At 69.5% G+C, this 12,525-nt stretch carries 10 protein-coding genes; 6 read left to right on the forward strand and 4 right to left on the reverse strand.

All coding sequences use genetic code 11. From position 1 onward, the window contains the following. From RDU12_RS05105 to RDU12_RS05120, 4 genes are all read left to right on the forward strand, one after another. Nucleotides 1-255, forward strand: a 255-nt coding sequence (locus tag RDU12_RS05105) for a 2-oxo acid dehydrogenase subunit E2 (RefSeq protein ID WP_308684207.1), incomplete at its 5' end; no start/stop codon positions are given. A 4-nt stretch (nt 256-259) separates the two neighbouring features. After that, on the forward strand, nt 260-1,657 hold the full coding sequence (lpdA, locus tag RDU12_RS05110) for a dihydrolipoyl dehydrogenase (protein WP_300292352.1): 1,398 nt from the start codon (nt 260-262) through the stop codon (nt 1,655-1,657). A 196-nt stretch (nt 1,658-1,853) separates the two neighbouring features. Continuing rightward, nucleotides 1,854-2,918 carry a substrate-binding domain-containing protein gene (locus tag RDU12_RS05115; RefSeq protein ID WP_300292354.1) on the forward strand — a complete coding sequence of 355 codons (1,065 nt, stop codon included), beginning with the start codon at nt 1,854-1,856 and terminating at the stop codon, nt 2,916-2,918. A gap of 256 nt (nt 2,919-3,174) precedes the next feature. Continuing rightward, on the forward strand, nt 3,175-4,392 hold the full coding sequence (locus RDU12_RS05120) for an OprO/OprP family phosphate-selective porin (RefSeq protein ID WP_300289912.1): 1,218 nt from the start codon (nt 3,175-3,177) through the stop codon (nt 4,390-4,392). A gap of 247 nt (nt 4,393-4,639) precedes the next feature. Here the strand turns inward: RDU12_RS05120 and RDU12_RS05125 are convergent, their stop codons facing one another. Then, complete coding sequence (locus RDU12_RS05125; protein ID WP_300289913.1) at nt 4,640-5,725, reverse strand: glycosyltransferase family 1 protein; 1,086 nt, start codon at nt 5,723-5,725, stop codon at nt 4,640-4,642. A gap of 114 nt (nt 5,726-5,839) precedes the next feature. Here RDU12_RS05125 and putA point away from each other — a divergent pair, with 114 nt between their 5' ends. After that, complete coding sequence (putA, locus tag RDU12_RS05130) at nt 5,840-8,986, forward strand: bifunctional proline dehydrogenase/L-glutamate gamma-semialdehyde dehydrogenase PutA (RefSeq protein WP_300289914.1); 3,147 nt, start codon at nt 5,840-5,842, stop codon at nt 8,984-8,986. 221 nt (nt 8,987-9,207) lie between these two features. Here putA and RDU12_RS05135 read toward each other — a convergent pair whose 3' ends face one another. Together RDU12_RS05135 and RDU12_RS05140 are read right to left on the reverse strand one after the other, a co-directional pair. Beyond that, nucleotides 9,208-9,753 (reverse strand): hypothetical protein, encoded by a 546-nt coding sequence (locus RDU12_RS05135; protein ID WP_300289915.1) that lies wholly within the window; start codon nt 9,751-9,753, stop codon nt 9,208-9,210. A gap of 100 nt (nt 9,754-9,853) precedes the next feature. Further along, entirely contained in the window at nt 9,854-10,633 is a 780-nt protein-coding gene (locus tag RDU12_RS05140; protein ID WP_300289917.1) for a hypothetical protein, read from the reverse strand. Between the two features lie 80 nt (nt 10,634-10,713). On the opposite strand from RDU12_RS05140, the gene RDU12_RS05145 reads away from it, so the two are divergent. Continuing rightward, on the forward strand, nt 10,714-11,166 hold the full coding sequence (locus RDU12_RS05145; protein ID WP_300289918.1) for a PA2169 family four-helix-bundle protein: 453 nt from the start codon (nt 10,714-10,716) through the stop codon (nt 11,164-11,166). A 292-nt stretch (nt 11,167-11,458) separates the two neighbouring features. On the opposite strand, the gene RDU12_RS05150 is transcribed toward RDU12_RS05145, so the two are convergent. Further along, nucleotides 11,459-12,525: P1 family peptidase (locus RDU12_RS05150; RefSeq protein WP_308684208.1), on the reverse strand; the 1,067-nt coding region annotated here is incomplete at its 5' end.

A 12,525-nucleotide genomic window follows, 5' to 3' on the forward strand; every position in this document is an offset into this window, starting at 1 on the left:
ATCACCATCACCTCCCTGGGCACGCTGGGCGGGGTCATCCACACCCCCATCATCAACCACCCCGAGGTCGCCATCGTCGGCCCCAACAAGATCGCCGAGCGCGTGGTGGTCAAGGACGGCCAGATGGTCGTGCGCAAGATGATGAACCTGTCCTCCAGCTTCGACCACCGCATCGTCGACGGCCACGACGCGGCGGTCTTCGTCCAGCGCATCAAGAACCTGCTGGAGCATCCGGCCACGCTTTGGATGAACTGAGACCATGGCTGAATCGATCAAGACCAAAGTCCTCATCATCGGCGCCGGCACCGGCGGCTATGTCGCGGGCATCCGCTGCGGCCAACTGGGCCTCGACACCATTCTCGTGGACGGCGGCGACGGCCTCGGCGGCACCTGCCTGAATGTCGGCTGCATCCCGTCCAAGGCCATCATCCACGCCGCCTCGAAATTCGAGACGGTGGCCAAGGCCGCCGAGGGCGGCACGCTCGGCATCACCGCCAGCAAGCCGGCCATCGACCTGAAGGCCACCGTGGCCTGGAAGGACGGCATCGTCCGTAAACTGAACGCCGGCGTCGCGGGCCTGCTGAAGAAGGCGAAGGTCAAGGTCATCAACGGCTGGGCCACCTTCTCCGACGCCAAGACCTGCACGGTGAAGACCGCCGACGGCGACATCGTCATCAGCGCCGAACACGTCATCCTCGCCACCGGCTCCGACCCGGTCGAACTGCCGTTCCTGAAGTTCGGCGGCGACGTCATCTCCTCGACCGAGGCCCTGTCGCTGGACAAGATCCCCGGCAAGCTGGTCGTCGTCGGCGGCGGTTACATCGGCCTCGAGCTCGGCATCGCCTTCCGCAAGCTGGGGGCCGAGGTCGCCATCGTCGAAATGGCCGACCGCCTTCTGCCGCTCTACGACAAGGCCCTGACCGATCCGGTCCGGAAATGGCTGGAGGCCCACGGCGTCGAACTCCACCTCGGCGCCAAGGCCGGCTCGTTCGAAAAGGGCCAGCTCAATGTCACCACCGCCGACGGCAAGGCCCTCAAGCTCAAGGCCGACAAGGTCCTCGTCACCGTCGGCCGCAAGCCCCGCACCCAGGGCTGGGGCCTCGAGAACATGGGCGTCGCCATGAACGGGCCGTTCGTCAAGATCGACGACCGCTGCGCCACCTCGATGAAGAACGTCTGGGCCGTCGGCGACCTGACCGGCGAGCCGATGCTGGCCCACAAGGGCAGCGCCCAGGGCGAGATCGTCGCCGAGATCATCGCCGGTCATGACAAGCGCTTCGATCCCGTCAGCATCGCCGCCGTCTGCTTCACCGAGCCCGAGATCGTCTCCGCCGGTCTCGGCCCGCTGGACGTCGAGGGCCGCGACGACGTCATCACCGCCGTCTTCCCCCTGATGGCCCTCGGCCGCGCCTTGGCCATCGAGGCCGGCGGCGACGGCGGCTTCGTCCGGGTGCTGGCGTCGAAGACCGACCACCGCCTGCTCGGCGTCCAGGCCGTGGGCCAGCACGTCTCGGAACTCAGCAACAGCTTCGCCCAGATGCTGGAGATGGGCGCGGTGCTGGAGGATGTGGCCGGAACCATCCACGTCCACCCGACCATGGGCGAGGCCTTCCACGAAGCGTCCCTGCGGGCGCTGGGGCATGCGATTCATATCTAGGGCGCTAACGTTCGCGACGCGGTCGCTCACTGCTTGAGCGCCAGCTGTGGCCATCGTCACCCCGGCGACCCGAAGGGCGGCGCGTAGCAGCCAAAGCCGGGGCCCGTCGCCGAACCGTCATCGGACCGTCGCACCGCCCGTCACAAACCTGTGGTCCAAGCAGCCTCGACCTCAACCGTTGTCGGAGCCAAGACCCATGACCCGCACCCTGTTCGCCGCCACCTCGGCGATCGCCCTGCTCGCCCTCGGGGCCTGCGGCGACAACCAGACCGGAGGCGCCCAGGGCGCCCGCGCCGGCATCTGGGCCGCCGGCTCCTCGACCGTCTTCCCCTTCACCACCCGGGTGGCCGAGAATTTCGCCCGCACCTCGGGCGGCGCCGCGCCGCGCGTTGAATCGCTGGGCACCGGCGGCGGCATCCAGGCCTTCTGCCAGGGCACGGGCCCGACCACCCCGGACATCGCCAACGCCTCGCGCCGGATGAAGAAGTCCGAGTTCGAGATGTGCCAGGCCAACGGCGTCACCGACATCGTCGAGCTGAAGATCGGCTACGACGGCCTCGTCATCGCCACCGCCCTGGACGCGCCCGACTACGGCTTCGAGGGCGACGACCTCTACCTCGCCCTGGCCAAGGAAGTGCCGGGACCGAACGGGTCGTTCATCGCCAATCCGAACACCACCTGGAGCCAGGTCAATCCGGGTCTGCCCGCCAGCCGCATCATGGTCTATGGCCCGCCGCCCACTTCCGGCACCCGCGACTCCTGGCTCGAACTGGCCATGGCCCCGTCGGCCGAGACCATCCCGCAGCTCGCGGCCCTCGCGGAAAGCGACGAGGACCGCTTCGAGACCCTCGCCCACACCCTTCGCGAGGACGGCGCCTGGATCGACTCGGGCGAGAACGACAACGCCATCGTCCAGACCCTGACGCGCACCCCCGGCTCGACCGGCGTCTTCGGCTACTCCTTCCTCGAGCAGAACGCCGACTCGGTGAAGGCGCACAGCGTCAACGGCGTCATGCCGACCCCCGAAACCATCGCCTCGGGCGCCTATCCGGTCTCCCGCTCGATGTTCATCTACGTCAAGAAGGCCCACGTCGGCGTCACCCCGGGGCTGAAGGAGTTCGTCCTGGAGTATATGTCGGACGCCGCCGCCGGACGCGGCGGCTACCTCCAGGACCGCGGTCTGGTGCCGCTGCCCGCCGAGGAACTGGCCGCCCAACGCGCCCTGGCCACGGCCATGACCTCGATGGCCAGCCCCGAGTAAACCGGCCGGATCCTTTCGGAGCAGACCGGACGCCGCGGGCCGCAAGGCCCGCGGCGTTTCGCTGTCCGCGCGCCTCCGTCCGGGCCGTCACAAATCTGGATGGGAAGCGTCACGGTTCTGCATCCCGACGGTCGGAATAGCGTCACGGCAATCTCACCGTTCCGTCGCCGGACCGCAGCGAAATCGTCGCGCGCAAAAGATAATCCGGGGCCTGACAGACCACATCCGGTCCGCGGGCAACCGAAGGATTCTCCCAGTGCGACAACACACCCTGCTGGCGGGCGCCGCGCTCGCCGCCGCTCTCTCGCTCACCGCCGGTTCGGCCCAGGCCCAGACCGCCCAACCGACCAGCAGCGCCTGGAAGGGCGCGCCCGAATACAGCTGGGGCGACTTCACCATCAAACTCCGCGGCCGGGTGTACGCCGACTACGTCGATCAGGATGTCGACCGGGCCGTCGGCGCCGACTTCAGCGCCTCGGAGGACCGTTTCCGCACCGCACGGATCGGCGTCCAGGGGAGCTGGGGCGAGCAGTGGTCGTTCGTCGCCGAGGGCAATTTCACCAACGGCGAGTCGAACTGGGAAGACCTGCTGATCGAATATGCGCCGAGCGACAACACCGCCATCACCCTCGGCAACTTCAAGAGCCTGTCGCTCGAGAACCTGACATCGTCGCGATACACGACCTTCATGGAACGCGGCCCGTTCAACGACCTGATCGACGGCGGCCGGGTCATGACCCTGGCGGCGCGCACGGGCGGCGACAACTGGTCGGTCGCGGGCGGCGTCCACGGCGATTCGGTCAATGACGGCGCCCCGGGCGACGGCGACGAACAGCGCGGCGTCTTCGTCCGCGCCCACTTCGCCCCGATCGTCACCGACGAGACGAAGGTGCACCTCGGCGTCTGGGCCCGCGACCGCGACCGGCGCGACGACACCGCCTTCCGCTATCGCGTGCGCAACAACACCAATTTCGGCGCCCGCTACACCGACGCCGGCTCCTCGCCGCTCGGCGCCGGGGACGGTGATGTCGCCATCGGCCTCGAGGCCGCCGGCGTCTGGCGCAGCTTCTCGGTCCAGGGCGAATGGGCGACCGTCGACGCCGACCTGACCGGCGGCGGTTCGGCCCGGGCGGACGCCTGGTACGTCTTCGCCTCCTTCTTCCCGACCGGCGAACAGCGCAAATACAAGCCCGCCGACGGCAAGTTCGACCGGGTCAGCGTCCGCGAGCCGGTGACCCGCGGCGGCATGGGCGCCGTCGAGCTGGCGGTCCGCTACGACGCCGCCGACCTGACCGAGTTCGCCGGCGTGGCCACCGCCGGCGAATATTCCGCCGTGACGCTGGGGGCCACCTGGTACCCGTGGTCCCACGTCCGCTTCATGGCCAACTACACCGACGCGAAGAACGACGCCCAGGTCGCCGCCTCGGACGTCGACGTCCAGACCCTGCAGTTCCGGGCGCAGTTCGACTTCTAGTCGGCAGGAAAGCAGCCCTTGTCATCCCGGCCGAGGCGAAGCCGAGAGCCGGGACGCAAGACCCACAGGTCCAACCCTCCCGGAAGCTGCGTCAGCAGCTATCCGGGAGACAGGCCAACTCAAGCGCAGGACCAACCCGTCTCCCGGACAATCGCGGCGCGATTTCCGGGAGGCTGAAGTTTGCGCGTACTTCGTCCCGGATCACCGCTGCGCGGCGTCCGAGATGACAACTGCTTGCTCTTGAAGCCTACGCCGCCGCCCGCTTCCTCAGCCGGGCGATGCGCCGCAGCCGCCGCCAGAACCGACCGCGCTCGGGCTCGGGATAGGGCTGCAGGTTTTCGACGAACTGCTCGGCCGAGGCGCGCCAGCTGAATTTCTCCGCATAGGCCCGCACCGCCGCCCGGTCGCATTCCAGCGCCGCCATGCAGGCGACGCGAAGGTCCTTGTCGATGGCCCCGGCGTTCGAGCCCGGGATGATGTCGATCGGCCCGTGGGCCGGATAGGCCGCCACCGGCGTGCCCGTGGCCATGGCCTCGAGGATCACCAGGCCGAAGGTGTCGGTCCAGCTGGGGAAGACGAAGACGTCGGCGTCGCGGAAGCAGCGCGCCAGCTCCTCACCGAAACGGGCCCCGAGGAATTTCGCCTCCGGATATTTCTCTTCCAGCTCGGCCCGCGCCGGCCCGTCGCCGACGACGATCTTGGTGCCCGGCAGGTCGGTCTTGAGGAAGGCCTCGATATTCTTCTCGACCGCCACCCGGCCGACGTTGAGCCAGAACGGCCGCGGCCAGTCCTTGCCGCCCAGTTCGTCATAGATGCGCGGCAGGTCCGGGCTGAACTGTTCGGTGTCGACGCCGCGCGACCACGGCGAGACGTTCCGGAACCCGTGCGCCAGCAGTTCGTCGCGCAGCGTCGGGGTCGCCACCATCAGACGGCCCGACGGCTTGTGGAACCACTTCATATAGGCGTAGCCGACCTGGACCGGGATCGGGAACCGGGCCGAGACGTACTCGGGGAATTTGGTGTGATAGCTCGTCGTGAAGGGCAGCTTCCATTCGACGCAGATGCGCCGCGTGGCGATGCCGATCGGCCCCTCGGTGGCGATATGCACCGCCTCCGGCTCGAAGGCCCGCAGGCGCTCGCGGATCTCCTCTTCGGCCCCCAGCGCCAGCCGGATCTCCGGATAGGTGGGGCAGGGTATGGTCTTGAATTGGCTGGGTTCTATGACCTCCACCTCATGACCCATGGCGCGGCATTCCGCGATGGTCCGGGTCAGGGTGCGGACGACGCCGTTGACCTGGGGCTCCCAGGCGTCGGTGGCCAGAACGATGCGCATTGAGGGCGAGAGGCTCCGCCGTTGATCGGGGAACTGATCTAGCGGTTTGGAACTGGCTTGGCGAGACATCGTAACCCTCTCCCGTTCTTCGAAAAAACGAGCTAGACGCCGCTCATGAACGCACACGTCTTCCCTCCGGCCCCGCTCACACAGGACTGGGACGCCCTCGACCACGGGAAATACGCGGATGAGGGCGAGGTCGTGCGCGGCCTGCTGGCGCGCGTGCCGCTCGACGCCGCCGAGCGCGAAGCGGTCGTGGCCCAGGCCATCGACCTGGTCGAACTGGCCCGCAAGACCCAGAAGACCGAAGGCGTGGTCGAGAGCTTCCTGCAGGAATTCAGCCTCGGCACCCGCGAGGGCCTGGCCCTGATGTGCCTGGCCGAGGCCCTGCTGCGCATCCCCGACGAGGACACCCGCGACAAGCTGATCGCCGAGAAGATCGGCTCGTCCGACTGGGCCTCGCATCTGGGCCAGTCCGAGAACCTGTTCGTCAACGCGTCGACCTGGGGGCTGATGCTGACCGGCAAGCTGGTCGACGTCGACGAGGACGCCCGCCGCGACCTGCCCGGCTTCCTGCGCCGCGTCGCCGGCCGCCTGGGCGAGCCGGTGATCCGCCAGGCCGTGGCCGCCGCCGTCCGCATGATGGGCGAGCAGTTCGTGGTCGGCCGCACCATCCAGGGGGCCCTGAAGCGGGCCAACCGCGAACGCTGGCTGTGCAGCTTCGACATGCTGGGCGAAGGCGCCCGCACCACCGCCGACGCCGAACGCTATGAGGTCGTCTACGCCAAGGCCATCCACGGCGTCGGCAAGGCCATCCCCGAGCGCAAGGAGATGCAGGGGCCGATGACCGGCCACGGCGTCTCGGTCAAGCTGTCGGCCCTGTCGCCGCGCTATGAGGCGACCCAGGAGGCCCGGGTCTGGGCCGAGCTCTATCCGCGGGTGAAGCGGCTGGCGATGATCGCCGCCTCCTACGACATCAATTTCTGCATGGACGCGGAAGAGGCCGACCGGCTGGCCCTGTCGCTCAAGCTGCTCGACGCCCTCGCCCACGATCCCGACCTCGGCGAGTGGAAGGGCCTCGGCCTCGCCGTCCAGGCCTATCAGAAGCGCGCGCCCGAGGTGATCGCCCGCGTCGCCGAACTGGCCCGGGTCTCCGGCCGCCGCATCATGGTCCGGCTGGTCAAGGGCGCCTACTGGGACACCGAGATCAAGCGCGCCCAGGTCATGGGCCGGCCCGACTATCCGGTCTTCACCACCAAGGCCGCGACCGATCTCAACTATCTGGTCTGCGCGCGCGACATCCTCGACGCCGATCCGCACCTGTACGGCCAGTTCGCCACCCACAACGCCGTCTCGCTGGCGGCGGTCCAGCATATGGCCCGCGCCTCGAAGGTCCGGGTAGAATTCCAGCGCCTGCACGGCATGGGCGAGGCCCTTTACGAGGCGGCCGAACAAATGTGGGCCGAGGACCGCTTCGTGGTCCGCGGCTACGCCCCCGTCGGCGGCCACGAGGAGCTGCTGCCCTATCTGGTGCGGCGTCTGCTCGAGAACGGCGCCAACTCCTCCTTCGTCCATGCGTTGCTGGACGAGCGCGTTCCCGCCGCGACCGTCGCGGCCGATCCCATCCTCCAGGTCGAGGCCCACCCCGACCGTCACTCCAGAATTCCGGCGCCCAGGAACATGTACACCGACAGGCACAACTCCCTCGGCCGCGACTACAGCCGGCTCGAGGACCGCGAACGCCACGCCATGGCGCTGGAGCTGGTCGACCGCGAGAAGCTGACTTCCGGCCCGATCATCGGCGGCATGCTGCGCGCCGGGACCCATCCGCAGGACGTCACCAATCCGTTCGACCTGAACCAGGTCCTCGGCCACGTCTCGGAGGCCACCGAGGCCGAGATCGACATGGCCGCCGCGGCCGCCGCCAAGGCCCAGCTCGTCTGGGACCGCCAGGGCGGCGCCCGCCGGGCGCTGGTCCTCAACGCCATGGCCGACGCGCTCGAGGCAGACATGGATCGCCTCGTCGCCCTGCTGTCGCGCGAGGCCGGCAAGACCCTGAACGACGGCGTCGCCGAGGTGCGCGAGGCCGCCGACTTCTGCCGCTACTACGCCATGCTGGCCGAGCGCGACTTCGGCGGCCCGGAAACCCTTCAGGGCCCGGTCGGCGAAACCAACCAGCTGGTCCTGCACGGCCGCGGCGTCTTCGCCTGCATCAGCCCGTGGAATTTCCCGCTGGCCATCTTCACCGGCCAGATCGCCGCGGCCCTCGCCGCCGGCAACGCCGTCCTCGCCAAGCCCGCCGAACAGACCCCCCTGGTCGCGGCCGAGGCCGTGCGCCTGTTCCACAAGTCCGGCCTCCACCCCGACCTGCTGGCCCTGCTGCCCGGTCGCGGGGACACCGTCGGCGCGGCCCTGGTCAACCATCCGGGCGTCGACGGCGTCGCCTTCACCGGCGGCACCGACACCGCCGCCATGATCAACCGCTCGCTGGCCGCCCGGCCCGGCCCGATCATCCCCTTCATCGCCGAGACCGGCGGGCTGAACGGCATGTTCGTCGACACCACCGCCCTGCGCGAACAGGTCATCGACGACGTCATCCTGTCGGCCTTCGGCTCGGCCGGCCAGCGCTGCTCGGCCCTGCGCATGCTCTATGTGCCGAAGGACTCGGCCGACCAGCTGATCGAGGGCCTCAAGGGCGCCCTCGCCGCCCAGGTCGTCGGCGACCCCGCCGACCCCGGCACCGACATCGGCCCGGTCATCGACATGGACGCGCGCCAGATGCTTGAGAGCCACGTCAAGCGGCTGGCCCGCGAGGGCAAGATCATCGCCCGCGCCTCCCTGCCCGCCGGCTCCGAGCGCGGCGAGCTGTTCGCCCCGACCATCGCCGAGGTGAAGACGCCCGACTTCCTCGAGAAGGAGGTGTTCGGCCCGATCCTGCACATCTACCGCTACGACCCGGCCAAGCTGAAGGAGACGGCCGGCAAGCTGGCCGCCCGCGGCTTCGGCCTGACCCTGGGCGTCCACAGCCGCATCGAGGCCTTCGCCAGCGAGGTGATCCGTCTCGTCCCGGCCGGCAACGTCTACATCAACCGCTCGATCACCGGCGCGGTCGTCGGCGTCCAGCCCTTCGGCGGCGAGGGCCTCAGCGGCACCGGCCCCAAGGCCGGCGGCCCCTACAGCCTGATCCGCTACGCCTCCGAAAAGGCCATCAGCAACAACATCGCCGCCCAGGGCGGCGACCCGGCGCTGCTGAACCTTTAACGCCGCCTTGTCATCCCGGACGCCGCGCAGCGGCGATCCGGGACGCGCAGACGCAAAACGCCATCCGCCCGGAAGCGGCTTCGGCCGCTATCCGGGCGACAGGTCAGGACTGGCGCGACGGCCGCCTGGCTCCCGGACAATCGCAAGCGATTTCCGGGAGGTCGCGAAATGGGCCGCCCCGTCCCGGATCGCCGCTGCGCGTCGTCCGGGATGACAAGGCGCTACGCCCCCTCCCCCCGCGCTGCCTCCCGGAACAGCCACGCCGCCAGCAGCCAGCCCATCGAGAACACCCCGACGATGGCGAAGACGATGTGCTCATAGGCCAGGGCGACGAACCCCGTGCCGAACTGGGCCGCCGCGGTCACGGCCATGGCCAGCGCCATCCCCCTCGCCCGGAACCGGGCCAGAAACGCCCCGACGATGGCGATGGCGATGACCCCGAAGAAGATCTGGTTCAGGGGATTGTTCTCGTCGCCGATGATGCCGACGGCGAGGTTCGACCAGGTGATCAGGAAGCTGGTCCCCGCCGCCACCACCACCCCGGCGCGATAGGCCAGACTGCCCGACAGCCTCAGCCCGATCTCGCAGGCGCCGGCGGCGACGAGCAGCATCACGCCCCAGGCGATGAAGTCGAACGTCGTCCACGGCAGGTCCGTCAGCAGCTTCGCCACGAGCGGGATCAGCCAGGCGACCGTCGCCCCGCCCCACACCAGCAGCCTCAGCCACCGACCCAGCCGCGCGTCCCGCTCCACAGTCGTCATCGTCATCTCGCTCTCCCGTCGTCATCGACGCCCTGACACTGCCGGGCCCGGCCGTGAGCGGCATGAGCGAAAGGTGAGCAGTCGCTGAAAAGCGCCCCGCGCCGGCTCAGGCCTCCGCCCGCCCCGCCACATAGATGGTGCAGGTCGAGGCCCCGCCCGTGAGCGGATTGTCGAACGCGACCACCTCCGCCCGCGCCGCCGGGAACACCGCCGCCAGTACGGCCAGGAATTCGTCGTCCGGCCCCTCGTCCGACCACATGGCGAACACCCCGACCGCCGTCAGGCTCTCCCGCACCCGCCCCAGCCCCTCCGGCGTATAGAAGCGCGCATGGTCCGGGTGCAGCAGCTGGCGCGGCGAATGGTCGATGTCGAGCAACACCACGTCGTAGCGCTCGCCCTCCGCCCGCGGCGCGTCGAACCAGCCGAAGAAGTCCCCATGCGCCAGGGTGCAGCGCGGCTCCTGGCCCAGGCTGTCGCCGATCGGAACCAGCCCCGCCCGGTGCCATTCGATCACCGGCGCCAGGGCGTCTACCACCTCGACCGAGGCCACGCGCGGGTTCGCCAGCGCCGCCCGCGCCGTATAGCCGAGCCCCAGCCCCCCGACGAGCACCCGCAAGCCGTCGCCCCGCGCCGCCGCCAGGCCGCGCACCGCCAGCTCAATCTCCCCGACCGTGAACAGGCTCGACATCAGATGCTCGTCGCCGAGGATCACCTCGACCACGTCCTGATCGATGGCCGCCACCCAGCGGCGTCTCAGGATCAACGGCCCCATGTCGGTGAGGCGGTAGTCCAGTTCCTCGATCAGCCGGCCCATGTGGTCCTCCCCGCCTCGCCCACCCTGCGGGGGAACGGCGCCGGACGCCACCCCGACGGCGTTCGGTTCCATCCCGGAATCGTGAGGCCGCCCGCCGGAACGGGCGGCGGCCCGCTCCCGTTCATGCGGCTCCAACCTCAAGGAGAGCTTGAATGCAAACCCACGATGATCGCGCCGTGAAGGTCCTGAACAGCCTGATCGAAACCACCATGGACAGCGCCCACGGCTACCGCAGCGCCGCCGAGGGCGCCGACAATCCCGAATTCAAGACGATGTTCAGCGAGCGCGCCGGCAAGCGCGAGGAGCTGTGCCGCCGCCTGCAGCAGGAGGTCCGCACCTTCGGCGGCGAGCCCGAGGACGACCAGTCGCTGATGGGCCGCATCCACAACAAGTTCGCCGAGATGCGCGGCGACGTCATGGGCCGCGACGACAAGGGCGTCATCGACGAGGTCGAACGCGGCGAGGACGTCATCAAGGCCAAGTTCGAGAAGGCGGCCCAGGATGCCGACCTGCCCGAACCCGCCCGCCAGCTGGTCGCCACCGCCTACACCGAGGTCAAGGCCGATCACGACACGATCAGCCAGCTGAAACACCGGATGAACTGACGCCCGGCGACGTCGGCGAGGAGCGGGAGCGGCGTCGTTCCCGCGTCCTTGTCGACGCCGGCTCAGGTCAGGTCCCGGCGGCCCCGTGCCGGGGTTGTCTGCGCCCACACTCGCAGCAGTAGTATCCGCCGCGGCGCTCGACCCAAATGTACGTGTGCGCACAGAAGAGCTGTCGCAGAAACCTCAATACCTTGGACATTCTGGCCTCCACGGAAGAAATGGGAAGGCAGATCGGCGTTCTGTCAACAGTGTTCGCTTCTCAGGCTGCACGACGCCCGCAACGGGAAGGCCGTCAGCCGGTGAGCCGGTGCGCCTCGAGCACCCTCCGCACTTCGGCGATGTCGATGGCCTCGACCACCACCGGCCGCCCCGTCTCCGCATCGACGCTGCGCACCGTCACAGCCATCAGCAGCGAGTTGTAGATCGCCTCCTCGGTGGCCTCGATCACCGCCGCGAACAACGGCGACAGGGCGTCATTGCCCAGCTCCTCATAGGGCGCGAGGCCGCCCCGGCGCTCCGGCGTCCGCCGTACCGCCTCGGCCGTCGAGAAGGCCACGGCATAGTCGCCCGACCCGTTCGAGAAGGTCGATCCTGTTCGCGCTGCCCCCGCCATGGCCCGTCGCGCCAGCCGCGTCAGGTTGCGGTCCGACAGCGGCGCGTCGGTGGCGACGATGATCATGATCGAGCCGTCTGCGCTGCGGTCCTCGACCACCTCCCTCAGGTGATACTGGCCCAGCGCCCGCCCGACCGGCGCCCCGCCCATACTCAACACCCCGCCGTAGTTGCTCTGCACCAGCACGCCCACCGCATGGCCGCCCAGCCGCGCCGGCAGCACCCGCGAGCTCGTGCCGATCCCGCCCTTCCAGCCGAAGGCCACGGCGCCGGTCCCGGCCCCGACGCTGCCTTCCTCGACCGGCCCGCCGCGCGCCCGCGCGATCGCCTCGCGCACATGGGCCACGGTGACCGGCCGGGCGCGGATATCGTTCAGCCGCCCGTCATTGGTCTCGCCGACCACCGCATTGACCGAGCGCACCGCCTCGTTGCCCGGCTGCTCCAGCGTCCAGCCGATCAGCGCTTCCGCCGCCGTCGGCACGGCCAGGGTGTTGGTCAGCACCACCGGCGTCTCGATCTCGCCCAGCTCCACCAGCTGCGTCCCGCCGGCGAACTTGCCGAAGCCGTTGGCCACCGCCAGCCCCGCCGGGACCTTGTCCTGGAACAGATGGCCCCCGTGCGGCAGGATCGCCGTCACCCCGGTGCGCACGCTTTCGCCCTCGATCAGGGTCGTGTGCCCGACCCGCACCCCCGCGACATCGGTGATGGCGTTCAGAGCCCCCGGCAGCAGCACCCCCGGCGCCAGCC

The organism is Brevundimonas sp. (assembly GCF_031082345.1).
Classification (GTDB): domain Bacteria; phylum Pseudomonadota; class Alphaproteobacteria; order Caulobacterales; family Caulobacteraceae; genus Brevundimonas.